The organism is Arthrobacter sp. efr-133-TYG-118 (assembly GCF_030209755.1).
Lineage (GTDB): Bacteria > Actinomycetota > Actinomycetes > Actinomycetales > Micrococcaceae > Arthrobacter.
Window position 1 is genome coordinate 308,014 of record NZ_JARVRH010000010.1, and the last position, 15,947, is coordinate 323,960.

Annotated in this window: 12 protein-coding genes; 8 read left to right on the forward strand and 4 right to left on the reverse strand. The window is 63.6% G+C overall.

Annotated features, from left to right (window positions below):
* Nucleotides 1-34 precede the first annotated feature (34 nt).
* The 8 genes from QRN59_RS10280 to QRN59_RS10315 all read left to right on the forward strand — a co-directional run bounded on the left by QRN59_RS10280 (nucleotide 35) and on the right by QRN59_RS10315 (nucleotide 12,605).
* Nucleotides 35-973: a hypothetical protein gene (locus tag QRN59_RS10280; RefSeq protein WP_284982411.1), complete on the forward strand. Its 939-nt coding sequence runs from the start codon at nucleotides 35-37 to the stop codon at nucleotides 971-973.
* 128 nt (nucleotides 974-1,101) lie between these two features.
* Nucleotides 1,102-2,127 carry a hypothetical protein gene (locus QRN59_RS10285; protein WP_284982412.1) on the forward strand — a complete coding sequence of 342 codons (1,026 nt, stop codon included), beginning with the start codon at nucleotides 1,102-1,104 and terminating at the stop codon, nucleotides 2,125-2,127.
* A 98-nt stretch (nucleotides 2,128-2,225) separates the two neighbouring features.
* Nucleotides 2,226-3,470: an AAA family ATPase gene (locus tag QRN59_RS10290; protein ID WP_284982413.1), complete on the forward strand. Its 1,245-nt coding sequence runs from the start codon at nucleotides 2,226-2,228 to the stop codon at nucleotides 3,468-3,470.
* 44 nt (nucleotides 3,471-3,514) lie between these two features.
* A complete protein-coding gene (locus QRN59_RS10295) occupies nucleotides 3,515-5,206 on the forward strand; it encodes a vWA domain-containing protein (protein WP_284982414.1) in 1,692 nt (563 codons plus the stop codon).
* A gap of 118 nt (nucleotides 5,207-5,324) precedes the next feature.
* Nucleotides 5,325-7,271, forward strand: coding sequence for an AAA family ATPase (locus tag QRN59_RS10300; RefSeq protein ID WP_284982415.1), 1,947 nt, complete (start codon nucleotides 5,325-5,327; stop codon nucleotides 7,269-7,271).
* Between the two features lie 313 nt (nucleotides 7,272-7,584).
* Nucleotides 7,585-11,388 (forward strand): 3'-5' exonuclease, encoded by a 3,804-nt coding sequence (locus tag QRN59_RS10305; RefSeq protein WP_284982416.1) that lies wholly within the window; start codon nucleotides 7,585-7,587, stop codon nucleotides 11,386-11,388.
* 316 nt (nucleotides 11,389-11,704) lie between these two features.
* The gene (locus QRN59_RS10310; protein WP_284982417.1) at nucleotides 11,705-12,142 is read left to right on the forward strand and encodes a hypothetical protein; all 438 of its coding nucleotides are present in this window, start codon (nucleotides 11,705-11,707) and stop codon (nucleotides 12,140-12,142) included.
* A gap of 187 nt (nucleotides 12,143-12,329) precedes the next feature.
* Nucleotides 12,330-12,605 carry a hypothetical protein gene (locus tag QRN59_RS10315; protein WP_284982418.1) on the forward strand — a complete coding sequence of 92 codons (276 nt, stop codon included), beginning with the start codon at nucleotides 12,330-12,332 and terminating at the stop codon, nucleotides 12,603-12,605.
* Between the two features lie 102 nt (nucleotides 12,606-12,707).
* On the opposite strand, the gene QRN59_RS10320 is transcribed toward QRN59_RS10315, so the two are convergent.
* From QRN59_RS10320 to QRN59_RS10335, 4 genes are all read right to left on the reverse strand, one after another.
* Nucleotides 12,708-13,052, reverse strand: a complete 345-nt coding sequence (locus QRN59_RS10320; RefSeq protein WP_284982419.1) for an HU family DNA-binding protein — start codon at nucleotides 13,050-13,052, stop codon at nucleotides 12,708-12,710.
* Between the two features lie 173 nt (nucleotides 13,053-13,225).
* The gene (locus QRN59_RS10325) at nucleotides 13,226-13,573 is read right to left on the reverse strand and encodes a hypothetical protein (RefSeq protein ID WP_284982420.1); all 348 of its coding nucleotides are present in this window, start codon (nucleotides 13,571-13,573) and stop codon (nucleotides 13,226-13,228) included.
* A gap of 5 nt (nucleotides 13,574-13,578) precedes the next feature.
* Nucleotides 13,579-14,184: a hypothetical protein gene (locus tag QRN59_RS10330; protein ID WP_284982421.1), complete on the reverse strand. Its 606-nt coding sequence runs from the start codon at nucleotides 14,182-14,184 to the stop codon at nucleotides 13,579-13,581.
* Nucleotides 14,185-14,220: 36 nt separating this feature from the next.
* A complete protein-coding gene (locus QRN59_RS10335; protein WP_284982422.1) occupies nucleotides 14,221-15,942 on the reverse strand; it encodes a hypothetical protein in 1,722 nt (573 codons plus the stop codon).
* Nucleotides 15,943-15,947 lie beyond the last annotated feature (5 nt).

The window sequence follows — 15,947 nt, forward strand, 5'->3', positions numbered from 1 at the left end:
AAGAACACCCACTCCAAAAGAAAGGGCCTTCACCATGGCCAACTACTCCGTTACCGCCGAGCAGCTCACCGAGGGGGCCCTCGTCCTCGTCCGTGGCAAGCTGGGCTTCGCCCGACTCACCCGCCTCATCGAGGGCGATGAGCTGCAGGCCTCCGACGCCCGCCGCGCACAGAACGGCATGAACCCCGTCGGCGTGCCGCACACGACCGCAACCGTCACCGGTGCCGAGGTCATCTGCAAGGATCCCGCCAAGCCGACGCTCGAGGAGCGCTTCGTCGCCGAGCGTCGCTACGCCTCCAAGAAGCGGCCCGAGACCGGTGCGAACTACTCGATCGACTCCAAGGGCCGGAACCTCCCGGTCATCGCGATCCCGAACGGCGAGGGTCAGGTCACCCAGGACACCTCCGGCCAGGAGCTCGCCCAGGGTCTCGACGTCACGCTCGTGCTGCGTGTCTACAAGCCGAAGACCTACAACAAGCGCGGTCTCTCACTCGACCAGGTCATCGTCAACGAGGCGGTGAAGTACTACGGCGGCAACACCAGCACCAATGAGCTTGCTGCCCGCGGCATCGTCTTCGCCGCTCCGCCGCAGGCCGTGCAGGCTGGCCAGAACGCTCCCGTCGGCGAGGCAGCGCCCATCGACACGACCAACGCCGCCGATGCAGGCACCGGCACAGTGATCGACGAGAACGGCTTCGCCTTCCCGGCTCCCGCCGCGGCCCCGGTGCAGGGCGCTCAGCCGGTGCAGGTTCAGGCGCAGCCCGCAGCCACCGCGGCTCCCGTTGTAGTTCAGCCCGTCGCGCAGGCTCCTGTTCAGCCCGCCGAGACCCCGGAGGAGCAGATCGCCCGTCTGATGCGCGAGAACGCGGCCCTCAAGGACGCCGGCTCCGCGATCGGCGCGCCCGCGCCGGGCAACCCCTGGTCCGACAACGGCCAGGACGCCGAGCCCGCCGGCATCACCTACCGCGCCTGACAGCAGCGCCACGCCATGACCCCGATCGGACATCTGACCACGCAGACATCGCGCTTCACGCGACCCGCAACAGACGTCCGGTCGGGGTCATCCTCTTTCCTGCGCGTTCCCGACCATAAAGGCCGCCGATGACCATCGCTGACCCCCGGATGTACTTCCCCGACTTCTACGACAACCCGGCGATCCGTTCCTTGGCCACGACACCCCGCTGGACGGTCTCCGGCCAGATCGGTGAACTCAACTCCGACGATCCTGGGAAAGAGCCGACGCGGAAGGCTCCGATCGACGTACGTCACCTCCTCGAAGGATGCAATCCCGGCTGCCGCCACGTCGGCCCGCTTCGCGGTGCCTGGGCGATCGACGAACAGTGCCTCCTCACCCTGGACGAACTCAGCACACGACTTCCGGCGGCGGCGAACTGCGCGTTCTACCTGCGAGCTGCGACCAACGGCCTCATCATCATCGACATCGAGAAGACCTGCCCGCCGGAAATCGCGCAGCAGCTGCTCGCCCTGCCGGGGATCCTCTACACCGAGGAGTCCATGTCCGGGTTGGGCTATCACCTCATCGCGCCACTGCCCGCCAACTTCAGCGCCTTCCCGATCGGGGCCGGCAAGCGCAAACTCCAGGAAGAGCACGGCTGGTACGAAATCCTGATCGACCATTGGTGCACGTTTACGCGCCGCCCGGTCGCGGCCGAGGTCCTCGCACACGCAAAAGGCACCGCCGTGATCGAACCCGAGTTCGCAACGGTAGCCGATCTCTACGCCTCGTTGGCGGAAAAGGCGAAGGCGAGTGCAGAGGTGGCCGCCGTGCACACCTCAGTCGAGATCCCCGAGATCCCGCACGCCGGCATCATCATCGCCAAGGCCAGGCTCAGGGCACAGCGGCGCCTCAAAACGCTCGACGACTTCCACGGCGACTATTCGCGATGGGAGTTCTCCGTTCTCGGCACGCTGTACCGCGAGATGCTCAGACCGCTCATCCAGTTCTCCGGACAGACCGGGTATTCGCAGAACGATCTCGTCTGGCTGCTCTACCAGGCCGCCGTCGAAGAGCTGCCCCATCGCCCGAAACACAACGAACGCCGGAACAACCGCCCCTTCCTGCTCGATCGAGCCGCGGCGATGGTCGCCAGCCAGCATGCGAAGTGACCCTTCGTACTGCCTCTCAGATCCTCGACACCTCGATCTGACTACAACACCGCACCACCTTTTCATTCGCATTCTCGCCCGAACACAAGGACCCAACCATGCGTTTCAATGACACCCTGTCCGAAATCGTCCGCCAGGACCTCGAGATGAGCATCGTCCCCGCCCTCATGGGCGAGCCCGGCATTGGCAAGTCCTCCTGGGTTGAGTCGCTCGCCTACTCGATGAACACCAAGGCCTTCACCCTCGCGGTGAACCAGATGGCCGCGAAGGAAGACCTCACCGGCGCACGCCTGGTGCCCTACACAAAGCCCGACGGCACCGAGAGCCACAAGCAGGTCTTCTACCCGCACGACGTCGTCCAGCAAGCGATCGACTACGCGAAGCAGAACCCGCGCGAGTGGCCGATTCTCTTCTGCGACGAGATCAACCGCACGACCGCCGACGTCACCTCCGGCATCCTGACGATGATCACCATGCGCCGGCTCGGCCGCGAGGACCTCCCCGACAACCTCCGCATCATCGTCGCCGGAAACGACAAGGGAAACGTCACCACCCTGGACGAAGCGAGCCTCTCGCGATTCTCGATCTACCGGGTCGAGCCTGAGGCGGCCACGCTCATCTCCATCCTCGGTGACGACATGAACCCTTGGGTGAAGAAGGTCCTCACCCAGTTTCCGGCGATGGTCTTCCAGAAGTCGATCTCCGGCATCGTCGCCGCCGATGGCGCGGACGATGACGACGACAACGCCACCGCCTCGTTCGCCGAGCTGTTCGATTCCGGCGAGGAGATGAACCAGCTCACCACGCCGCGGACGATCGACAACCTTTCGCGCTGGCTCAACCGCGCAGAGCGCGACCAGCTGGCCCGCTACCTCGCCATGCCGACCACGATCGGCGATCGCGAGACCACAGTGCTGAACGAGGTCGTCGAGTCGCATGTCGGCAACACCCCGTTCGCCGTGCAGATCGTCGCAGCCATCGCCGAAGATCTGGCGTCCGGCTCCGGCCAGCACACGTCCAACCAGGTCGTCGTGCCGAAGCCGAACTGCTACGCCGATTTGAAGGCGGCGCAGTCGATCAGCGATCTCGCCACGATGATCGCCGGACTGACCGACACGGAGAAGTCCGGGTCGCTGCTCTACGCGCTCAAGGAGCGCGAGGACAACACCCGCCTCATCGAGCAGCTCGCCGCGCACACGCACCAGATCGAGGCTGCGCACACGCGCACGCTCTTCGAGATGGTCTCCGCCCAGCAGGCAGACACGCAGAACGTCGAGGCCTTCCTGAACAGCGGTACCCCTGTCGCGGACGCCGTGAAGCCGCTGCTCTCGGCCTTCCTCTGATCCGCAATCCGCACTCCGACCTCTGAAAGGAGAGGACCGCCATCATGACGATCACCGTCACCAACCAGAAGCCGGCAGTGCTCGATCCGGTCCACACGATCACCTGCACGGGCACCTATGATCCGATGCCGGCGATCACGAGCGCGATCGCGGATCCGCTGCGTACGCCGCTGAACCCCGCAACCCCTGCGAACATCACCGACGCCAGGGGGCACGACCTCAGCGGCGGGATCGAGCAGGCACTGCTGGCGTGTCTCAGTGACACCCTGGTGCCCGGGGCCGAAGACTTCATGAAGGAGCTGCTCGGCCAGACGATGGTCAACTACGACCAGACGACCCCGCTGCCGGTGGGGGAGCTCTTCGCCGCACAGGCCGGCCGGAAGCACAAGCTTCCGGCCCCTGTGCCGGGCAAGGTCGTCTACACCGCGCGCGAGGACGTGATCCCCAGCGCCAAGGGGCTGCTGTCTGGCTCCACCGACGCCGATCTGTTCTTCGCCTCTCTCGCCTACGCCTACCACCCCGACACGCTGGGGTTCTGGTTCCAGTCCGAAGCCGCATTCGATGACTTCAAGGCGTGGCTTGCACAGCAGCTGCAGACGATCGGCGCAGCGCTGCCCGCTGGGACGATCAAGCTGCTCGGCGACTTCGCAGCTCTCGAGCTCAAGAGTCTCACCGAGTCGCTGCTGCTGCGCCAGGACGACACCGACAACAACGAGGAGCTCTCGTTCGCCCGCCTCGTCGTGCACCTGCTCATGCAGTACGTCGAGCAGCAGAATGTGCAGCAGGCCCAGCCCGGCGGCACACCGGCAACCTCCGGCGTTCTGCCATTCACCGTGGGTGAGCTTTTCTGCCCGAAGTCGCTGGTGTTCGTGAACGTCGAGGCCCATGCCCGGGCACGCCCCGGCAAGGTGACCGCCGAGTGGGGCATCATCAACAAGTCCCTGGCGTCTCCAGTGAAGGTGGTCTCGAACAAGAACCTGTCGAAGCTCACCGCGATGCACCGTGCAACCGCCCGTGCCCAGGCGCAGGCCGCCACCCAGCAGGCAGGCGCGCCGGCGACACGCTCGGCTCAGGTCGTGTTCCGCAAGCAGGCTCCGACGAAGCTCTATCTGTTCGCAGCACTCACCCGGGTGTTGAAGCGGATGGGCAAGGTCAACCGTTCTCAGAACATCTTCCGGAAGTCGAAGACCACGTTCCTGAAGGCGAACCGCCGTGACCCGGACGACTACAACAAGCCTGGCCGGATCACCTCGGTGAGCTACATGCCGGACATCCATATCTACGTGGATACCTCCGGCTCAATCACCGAGGCGAACTATCAGGAGGCGGTCCTGATGCTCATCAAGATCGCCAAGAAGCTCAACGTGAATCTCTACTTCAACTCGTTCAGCAATGTGCTCTCCCAGGAGACGCTGCTGAAGGTGGAGAACAAGTCGGTCACGCAGATCTGGCAGGAGTTCCGCAAGGTCCCCAAGGTGGACGGCGGAACGGACTACAAGCAGATCTGGGACTACATCAATGCCAGCGCGGTCCGCAAGCGCCGGCTGAGCCTGGTCATCACCGACTTCGAGTGGCGCGTCCCGAGCACTCGCGCGGACCACCCGAAGAACCTCTACTACGCCCCGTGCGGGGCCATGGATTGGGATTCGATGGTCCGCTCTGCGAAGCACTTCGCCAAGGCGATGAATCACATCGACCCGACCGTCCCGCAGCGCCTGCTCGGGATGATCGTCTGATCAGTCACCTGAACGGCAGCGTTGTCCTTCCCGACAGCGCCGCCGTTCCCACTCCATTACCGACGAATCTTTCACTCGACGCTCTGATACGAGCGTCCAACCTCTCAAGGAGAATCCCGTGGGTCTGTCCAACTTCACCGGTCGTACTGACGACGACGCATCTTCGTCCAACGGCTCCGGCGGCGGGCCTGCGTTCCCTCCCGGTTTCCCGATCCCCGGCATGCCCATGGGTGGTGGCCAGCCTGACGACGCAGCCGCGGCCGAAGAGATGCTCGTGAACTACAACGAGCGCTTCGTCAACGCCGAGCCGACGCTCTTCCGCGACCGGCTCATCGAACAGCTGCTGTCTGTCCTCATCGGCAAGACCAAGCCGAATGCGCTTCTCGTCGGCCCCGCCGGCGTCGGCAAGACCAAGATCGTCGAGGACATCGCCCGGCGCATCGCCCTCGGCGACACGCTCATCCCGGACCAGCTGAAGCACCACACGGTCTTTGAGCTGCCGCTCTCGAACCTGGTCGCGGGCTCTTCGCTCGTCGGGGCACTCGAGCAGAAGGTGAAGTCGATCGTCGACTACGCCTCGGACCCCAAGAACAAGGTCATCCTGTTCATGGACGAGGTGCATCAGCTCACCAGCGGCTCCGAGAGCGGTACCTACGGGAAGATCGCACAGATTCTCAAGCCCGCGATGGCGCGCGGGGACATGCAGGTCATCGGCGCGACGACGACGCAGGAAGCCCGCACGCTGGACGACGATCCGGCGTTCAAGCGGCGCTTCTCGCGGCTGGTCGTCGACGAGATCACACCCGAGCAGACCGTCGAGGTCCTCGGCAAGGTCCGTCCGGGCCTGCTCGCGCACTACGCACATCAGATCAGCATCTCCGATGACGTGCTCACGACCATCGTCCGGATCGCCGACGAGAACGTGAACTCCGGTTCCGGCTCCCACCGGCCCGACAACGCCATCACCCTGCTGGACCGGGCGATGGCCGATCGCGTCCTCGAGCAGAAGCGACTCCTCGCCACGGCGCAGGCTGCCGGCGACACTGCCACCGTGCAGGCGCTGCAGGCGATCCAGTGCGTGCCCCTCACCGAAGCCCGTGTCACGGATGTCGCCCGGCGCATGCTCACCGGCAACACCATGAAGCACAGCTTCGATGTCTCGGATCTCGCTGCGACACTGTCGCAGCGTCTGAAGGGTCAGGACTTGATCCTCGACACCCTTATCGACCGCGTCGCACGCGAAGAGCTGAACGTCTTCCCCCGCACAGTGCCGATCGCATGGCTGTTCGCCGGCGCTTCCGGTGTCGGCAAGACAGCGACCGCGAAGATCATCGCCGAGCAGATGACCGGACAGGAACCGATCATCCTGAACATGACCGAATTCCACCACGAGTCGTCGATGTCCCGGATCGTCGGGGCCCCTCCCGGCTACATCGGCTCGAACTCGAACGCCGAGCTGCCGTTCGACTCGCTCGAGTCCAACCCGCACCGCGTGATCCTGCTCGACGAGTTCGAGAAGGCGGACCGCGCGGTCCAGCGTCTGTTCCTGCAGGCCTTGGACGAAGGCTTCATCACCACGGCCCGCGGAAAGAGGATCGACTTCTCCAAGGCGCTCGTCATCGCGACGACCAACGCCGCGCGCGAGTCGCTCGACGGCAAGCAGACAGGCTTCAGTGTTGGTCCGAAGACCGTCTCTCACCGTAGCCTCAACACGGCGCTGGCGCAGTTCTTCGATGCTGAGCTGCTGGGCCGCTTCTCGCTGGTAGTCGGTTTCAACCCGATCGACGAGCAGATCTACATCCAGATCCTCGCTTCGCACTACGCACAGCAGCGCGAGCGGATCATCGACGCCCGGCCACGGCTCGCCCAGGCGCTACCGATGGACATCCCCGTGGATGAGCTCACGGCGTTGGTCGAGCAGACCTTCGTCCGTGAGCACGGCGCACGGCCGGCCGGGCGTGCGATCCGCACTTGGATCGAGGATCGGCTGCTCTCAGCCCAGGCCACGCCGCAGGTGACCGTCGCTGCCGTAGTCAATGGCGCAGCCGGCAACGCAGGGGAGTAGCCGGCAAGATCCGAGTGTGGATCACCGCGCGCTGCCTCCGGCGCGCGGTGTTCGGGGCCTCACGGCCCCGACGGGTGATACCTGGGAGAGCACAGAGGAAGCAAGGCCATCGGCTGTTCGATCGACAGTCGGTGGCCTTCTTCGTCTCAGACGACAGCTCTTTCATGGACTCTTTCATGTCCTGTCAGATACGCATTGCTCTGCTCATGTCCGAGTGGGGAGAATGGGTATCAAATCGCCTTTCGCATCACCTATCGGGGTTATGCGGCACATCAGTCAATCTCCACTCACTCCGATTCAGAAAGCGCGCACCATGCCTCTCTTGCTCGACGACATCGATCTCACCACGGCTCAGGCCACGACCAAGACCGTGGACCCCAAGTTCTTCTCCTCGAAGCTCACCGGCAACGGCAAGCACAAGACCGGGCTGCTCCACAGCGAGCTGCGCCCCGCCGACAAGGCCGTCAACACCGCCTACAGCGCTCTGGCGATCGACCACATCACGAAGAAGGCCAGCACGACCCAGCACGGCATCACAGTCGTGTCCCTGCCGTTTGCGCCGCTGCTGCGCAGCGCGCTGACCGAGGCCGGTGGCTCGTTCACGATCGCGACCCCGCAGGCGGGCGACCGCTGCATCATCGAGACCGGCTCGAACGACTGGGACGTGTTCTTCGACATGACCCCGCAGGGCGCGAGGCTCTTCGAGGACGCCAACGGCAAGTCCAGCACCGGTGGCACCGCCATCTCCCGCGACTTCATCGTCCAGTACCGGATGGAGCTGTTCTTCGTGAAGAAGGGCACTGCCGAGCCGGTGCGCGTGCCGATCGTCTCGGCCACGACGGGGCCCCGCAACCATGACGCTGCGGTATTTCTCAATTGGGACACCGATCCCATGGGCCATGCTTACGCCTACATCGTCGAGGTGCTCCGCGGCGCGGGCCTGACGCACCAGAACCCCGATGCGCTGGCCGACTGGCTGACGAACGGCTTCAATGTCCACGACCGTATCGCTTGGCAGGCCGAGATCTGGGACTCCGAAGGCATCGCCGATGAGGTGAACGCCTACATCGACGGTCTTCCGTCGAACCCGGCGGACCAGCTGCTCAACGCGCTTGCGCTGCAGCTGCGGTACCTGGAGACCTACAACGTCCCGCTCGAGGCCTACCGCTCGATCCACAAGAAGATTGAGGCAGTGTTCTCCGAAGGCATCGCGGCGGCGCTCTCAAAGCAGAACTTGAATCTGCTGATGAGCCACACGCTCTCACACCTCGAGGGCATGAAGCCGCAGCTCAACACGCCGCCCCAGCCGCTGACGCCTCCGGCGTTGCGTCCGGAGCTCTCGCACCAGCAGCTCTCCGGCGTCACCACGCATGAGCCTCTGGTGATGATGCAGGCCGGTGCCGGCACAGGCAAAGCCCAGCCTCTCGACGAACCTGTGCTCACCCCGCACGGCTGGGTTCCCATGGGCGACCTCAAAGTCGGCGACTTTGTCGTCGGCTCCAACGGCAAGCCCACCAAGGTGACCCACGTGCACGAGCGCGGTCTGCTCAACGGCTATGAACTCACATTCCGTGACGGCTCGTCGACCCGGGTGTGTAATGAGCACCTCTGGACACTGCACAACCAGTCCCGGACCGGTGTCCAGACACGGGTCAAGAGCACCCAGGAGTGGATCGACTCACCATCGAAGGACAAGTACTACCTGCCGGTCGTCGAGCCCGTGGAGTTCAACGAACAGGATCTGCCGCTGGATCCCTACTTTCTCGGGGCACTGATCGCTGACGGTTCCCTTCACGAGCGCGCGGGTTACACCAAGTCGGAGCAGCCCGTCATCGAGGCCGTCTATGAAGCCGCCAGCCGCGACGGGTTCGTGATGTACGAGACCACCTGCGCCACTTCTACGGCGCGCCAGTGGAAGTTCAAGCACTCCGAAGACGATGTACACCGCAGTGAGCTGAAAGAGCGCCTGCGTTCCTTGAGGCTCAACGTGAAATCGAATGAGAAGTTCATTCCAAACGAATATCTTGTCTCGAATGTCGAACAGCGTCAGTGGCTTCTGCGGGGCCTCTTCGACGGTGATGGTCGGACCCGCACCGGTCGGGGATACGCCCAGTACTCGACGGTCAGCGAGCAACTTGCCGACGACGTACTCCAGCTGCTATGGTCCCTCGGCCTGTCCGCCACCAAGCAATTGAACAAGCACTCTCGTGGCGATTACTGGATCATCAACCTGCATGACGCCGACCCGTTCTTCGCGGCCCGACACGCCGGCAACGTCTCTGGCACAGTGCGACCGACCCGGCGAGCCCTGAAGAAGGCTGAACGCATGGACTCTGTTCCGATGCGCTGCATCACGGTTGAGGCCGAGGACTCCTTGTACGTAACCAAGGACTACTTGGTCACGCACAACAGCTCGGTGATCCTGGAGCGCATCAAGTACCTCGAAGCCTGTGGGGTGCCCGCCTCCGACGTGACCGTACTGTCGTTCACCAACGCGGCGGCCGACAACATCACAGCGAAGAATCCGAACGTCGGCTCGATGACCATCGCCCGGATGATCAACGACATCTACAAGCTGAATCACCCGACGCATGAGCTGTCGAGCATCGACACGATCATCAACTCGATCGACATCTTCTACCCGACGGACAACTTCGCTGCCGGGCTGCGCATGCGCCTGATGGAGGTCGCCCAGAACAAAACAGGCGCGTTCACCTCGCTGAACACATACATCGAGAACCACTTCGACGAGATGATGTCGCTGCTCGACACGATCAAGCAGACGTCCCTCGAGCTGGAGATCATCATCGCCTACCAGCGGATCGACTCGATGCAAGAGCCGGCTCACGTGCAGAGCAAGTACCTGATCATCGACGAGGTGCAGGATAACTCGATCTTCGAGTTCATCTACGTGCTGAAGTACATCACCAAGCACGCCCAGTCCCTGTTCATCGTCGGCGACGCCAGCCAGACCCTGTACGAGTTCCGCTCGGCGAACCCGCGCGCGCTCAACACATTGGAGGGCTCGGGGGTCTTCTCGACCTTCAAGCTCACGACGAACTATCGGAGCAACCAGGAGATCCTGGACTTCGCCAACGTCGTTCTCGGCGACCTGGAGACCAACCAGATCGCTGGTATCCAGCTGCAGGCGAACTCGCTCGCCGTGCCTACGGCGAAAAGCTTCCAGGAGAAGGTCACGCTCGACTACCGTGCGGCGCCCAAGCTGCGCGGCTTCATCAGCGAAGAGCTGAGCAGCATCGTGATGAACACCATCTTCCGGTACGTCGACGACTGCCTGGCCCGCGGTGAGCAGGTCTGCTTCCTGGCCTACTCCCGTATCGAGGTCGCGATCATCCAGCAGGCGCTTCAGCAGAAGTACCCGCAGCGGCACGTCGCCTCGCTCGTGAGCGAGAAGGTCTTCTCGACCGACATCTTCTCGAAGTACATCAAGAACTTCTGGAACGATGTCCTCCAGGTCCAGCCCGCCAACGCCGCCTTCGTGGTGGTCCAGGGCATCAAGGACAACCTGGACAAGCTCACGCGCAACGCCGGAAACAAGAAGGTCGAGCAGGCCGTGCTCCGCATGGTCTCCAAGTGGTGGACTGAGAACGCTCCGGCCATCCGTGGCTGGGAGCAGCTCTGCATGCAGGGCTCGCTGTCCTACAAGGAGTTCTTCGAACGTCTGCGGGACAACCTGCTCTCGTTCGAGATCCGACACAACGCGGTGCGGCAGAGCCTGACCAACCAGGCGAACCGTGAGCGCAAGGAGAAGAACGCCGAGTCGGGTGCCGATCTGCTCGTCTCGACCATCCACGGTGCCAAGGGCATGGAATTCGACAACGTCGTGATCCTGCACAAGGAAGACACCAAGATGTCGCAGGCATCGCGCCGCGAGTTCTATGTCGCCTTCACCCGCGCCAAGAAGACGGAGTACATCCTCTCCTACGGCACGGTGAAGAACCCGCCGATCGAGTCGAGCTACGAGCAGATCGTCAACCTGCTCACCAAGCGCGACATCCAGAACGCCGCACGCGCTGCCGGCGTCGACCCCGATCTTCTCGATGAGGAGACCGAGGACACCCTCAAGAAGGACGCGGCTGCGCTCGTCACCGCCTGATCGGCGCTGCCGCACCAACACAGGGCCACCGGGGATTCCCGGTGGCCCTGTGTTGGTGCCCTTCCACTTTCGACTCTTACCAGCCGAAAGCGAGGCTCTGTGCCTGCATCAACCATCGTCGCCTCAGGCGGCACCTTCCGCCTTTACGGCAACTCCGTTGAGCTGATGGACGCCGGCTCAAACACAAGCCTCTGACCCTGGGCTGCCTCCGAGGTCAGGGGCTTTCTCGTCTCCGCTAATTGCCAACAAGATTCTGACCACCAATCCCGCCTACCCTGCCAGAGAGGCTGGGCCTGCAGAGAAAGAGGTACCGATCATGCCGGCCACCTACACTTCGCCCGCAGAAGTAACGAGTCCCATCGAACAGTGCGCGTGGAACCTCCACGTACTGCTCTGGAAAGATCTGAAAGACAGGGCTACCGCCGTAAGGGAGGTGCTCCGCCGCCACGGCCTTCTGTACGTTCCCGAAAGCCCCGAAGTCATCGTTCCGGACCAGCTCAGGTGGGCACGCCGCGCCTGCTATTCGCTTGCAAGGTTCAGCTCCGAAGGCAGTCGACGATTCTTGACGCCATTCAATTTCAAGGCCGGCGAGCCCACAGGAACCCGGATGGAAATTCCTTCGCTGTTCCTCGACGCCTCGCCTGCCGAATGCCGAAGGCTTGCCCACCGGATCATTTCCGACCATGCAAGCTCCGCGCGAGATGCAAAGATCAAGCAGCTCCAGGTAGAACTGGAACTCCTGCAGACGGCCTGATCGAAGATCGGCCACCTTCCACGACCTGCCACTACTCCCGTTCGCCAGCATAAAGCCCAGACTCGACCATTCATATGGTCACGTCTGGGCTTTCTGTTCATCTATCTGTCTCTCTCGTGGATTAGTCTAAAAGACGATTCAATAGGAGAATAGCCTGATTCGGATTCCGGGCAGACGAGGAGTTCTCATGTTTCACACCATTCGCCGCGGAGTCGCTGTCGCGAACACCACGCGCCGGATCATCGCACTCTGCATCATCGGCGGCATCAGCGTTGGCACGCTTGTCGGCTGGGCAACCGGCTTCTTCGCCTGGATCACCTCCACCGTCACCCGCCTGTGGACTGAGTTCACGACCTGGCTGCAGTCACCCTGGGGGCTCGATCACATCATGGCGGCGGCCGCCATCATGCTCGGACCGCTGGTGCTCATCTTCATCCTGATCATGGTCATCTCCGACGACTGACCAGCCTTTCGTCCCAACACATAGAGATCCCCGGGTGCAGATGCACCCGGGGATCTCGTTTTTTTGCTCCGCCCGGATTGTCACACTCCGACAAGCCGTCGTTTATCTCGCGGAGAGTCCGACTCCTCCAGGTTGTCGTCTAATCAACTCGTCATCGACGTCCTCACCGTCGAGATGGCGGTTCACGCTGGGCGAGGCGGAGAACTTCAGTACCGAATAGTCGTCGATGTCCTGCTTGCCAAATCGGACCTTGTGCCCCTTGTGTGCCTGTCGATAGAAGCGGCCGAATCGCGTCAGCACGACCGTCTCGCCCTGCGAGACCGCTTCGGTCAGCTCGCCGAAGATCCCCTCGTAGATCGAGCTGACCGTTTTGATCGGCCACCCACTGCGCGCCGCCACTCGGGCAATGAACTCCCGTTTCGAGATGCGTTGCTGTTCTGCGGTCATCGCCATGCTCATACGTGCTGCCCTACTCTCTATCCTGACTTGTTTCGAGTCCCTCGCTGCACGGCGTTCCTCGAAACCTCTCTCTTCGCCTTGTAAACCAGTCTATCCGAATGGCCTCTCGACTCGTCTAGTCGTTGATTCGAGATGCCATTCATCCGACGCCTGGGCTTGGCTCAGAACTCGAAGCCCGGGTCCAACTGGTCCCGCAGGTCGCGCTGCTCAATGTCGACCGTCTCGGCATCCTTGATCGTCCGCCGGACGGTCTTTTCATGCATCTTTTCGTGCTCCTCCTTGACCGCTTCCTGCTGCTCGGCCCGAAGGCGGGCGTCGTTGAGCTTGCTCCGATACTCCGTGACCCCCGACATGAACCCCTTCACGAAGGCCTTCGCTGCCGACTCCGGCCTGTGCTGGAGCTGCCGGGCCTGCTCCCACTTCTGGCGGTCCTCGACCGTCACAAATCCGAAGCCACCGGCGACCTGGGACTCCCTCGGGAGTCCGCCCCTCTGCTGCTGACCGCTCATGGTGCTCAGCCCTCCATCTCGCAGATGTTGTCCTCGACCGGCTGCTCGATCGGGATCGACGGCATGTAGTCACGGGCCCTTGATGCAGCCTGATGCCGGGCCTTTACGGACTGGGCGGCATCGCGCGCCGACATCGAGCCCTCCAGGGCAGAATGTTGCCCTGCCCATGCTGCCTGGGCACCCGGGGACGTATTGCCGAATCCCTGCGCGACTGCACCTGTTGCCGGGAGCCCCCGGACAGCCCGTTCGTTCGTGGCCTGCGCAACCGCGTCCGAGATGCACTCGCCCTTTTCGTGCTGCTCCTGTACCGTCTCGGCGCGCGCCGCCTTCGCACCCAGCACCGCGCCGGCCACACCGCCAGCGGCGCCCACGGACACCGTGCCGAGGCCCGGGACCGCCGAACCGACGGTCGACCCCTGACCCGCGCCCTCGATCGCGCCCTTGCCCGCTCCTGCGAGGACCTTCTTCCCCAGTCCTCTCTGCTCGCGCTGTTCGGCCTCGACCTTGGGCGTTCCCCTCTCGAGTCGCTTGCCGTTCTTCGACACACCCGTCTGGCCCATCGTGCGGCCAGCCGTGGTGGCGAGCTGTTTCCGTGCTCGTGATTCAGTCAAGTCCCCGTCCCTCCTTCGTCATTGGTGTCATCCGGCTCAGGGCTGGTACTCATGATCGGCCGCCGGCTCCGGGACCGGCTCACCCGCCTGGCGGCTCTGCTGCCGGCTGGCTGCGCCCCGCTCGCGCGACGCCCACGCCTTGTAGGCCTCGGCAGGAAAAGCAGCCACCCTCGTCGAGAACTGCTGGAACTTCTCGCCGTACTGTGCGTGCCACTGCTGTACGAACTCGGGATACGCCTCGTTGACCGCATCCAGCGCGTCCATATAGGCGAACGAGTACTGCTGGCGCTGCTGTTCCACCCCCATCCCATCCGCGGTCATGGTGGCCCGCATCGTGCGCCCTTGGAAGAGCCGCTCCGGCATCACGCCGGCCAGCCCCTCGCCGTCGACCTCCTGAACGCGGGCCATGCAGCCGAGCATGTAGCCGGCCAGGTCCTGGTTGAAGGCGTTCATGTCACCACGGGCCGCAGCCTCCGACATGGTCATTGCCATGACCCCGCCCATGCGGTCCTTGTGCTCCTCGGCACCCATCTGCGACCGGAGCGTGAATGCACCGACCACTCGCGGTCCGGTCGGCGTGTCCTGATACCTGGTCGGATCCACGGGCCTGCCCGTGTAGTCCTGGTAATCGCCACGCCAGACGCGCTGGACCTGATCTGTCCCGGCGATCCGCTCCTCATGCGGAGGAGACATGCGCTGGGCACCGTGGCTGAAGCCATCAACCATCACCTGGACACGAGGATCCTCGCGCATCCGCTCGCCCAGCACGACCCGGGACGACTCTGCGACTTCCTCGCGGGCCAGGCCGTCCTCATCGCACTGCCGGTACAGACGGCTGATCATGGTGTTGTAGCTGTCCATGATCTCTTCAGCCTGTGCACCAGGCTGCCGGAGCGCCGAGAACGCGTTCTCGGTGAGCGCGACCTCGGTCATTCCCGCCGAGCGCGGCGTGAACATCTCACGATGCCCGCGCTCCCGGAACTTCAGGTCGTCATAGCGCTTCTGCCACCGCTTCGACACGTAATCTTCGGCCCGAGCCTCCTTGATCAGCTTCTTGCCCCGCGCGGCACGCAGATCGTTCTGCTCCCGGATGCTCTGGTTCCGCCAGTCGGCCTGGCCAGCGGCCCAGTCATGCGTCTTCTGGGCCATCTGGTCGATCCGTTCCTGGATCGAGGCCTTGACCGGTGCGGCCTTGTCCTTCACGACCTGACGGAACGTCGGTGACATGAGGTACATCGCCGAGAGCGTCGACATCACCCGGACCACGGAGGCCGTATTGACGCCCTCCTGCAGCGGACGCATTGCGCTCGTGACCATCATCTGGCCGTAGACCCGGTGCATCGCGCTGAGCTTCTCGGTGCGCTCGTTGTCGTTGAACCCCGGCACGAGGATGTCCGACTTCCGCAGCGACTCCATATACTGCTCGCCCGCGGCCTGGATGTTCTCGCGGAGCAGCTTCAGCTCTTCCCGCTCGCTCAGATCCTTGCGATCGTTCATTGTCTTGCGGGCCGCCGCGCGGCGGCGCGACTGTTCATCGCGCCGCCGCTGCGCACGGGTGTTGAAGAACCCCCGTGCCTGCTCGCCCCAGCCGGGGCCGGAAGAATGGGCCTGATCGTCCTCCCACCACTCGGCATCGATCGGCGGCTCAGTCCGTGCCGAGCCGGAGTACTGCGGGTACGCCGGCTGGTGTACGAGCTCGCTCGTCACCGGAAGCGACTTACGCCCGCGTCCGGCACCCTGGTTGTTCTCATCCGCCATGTCTC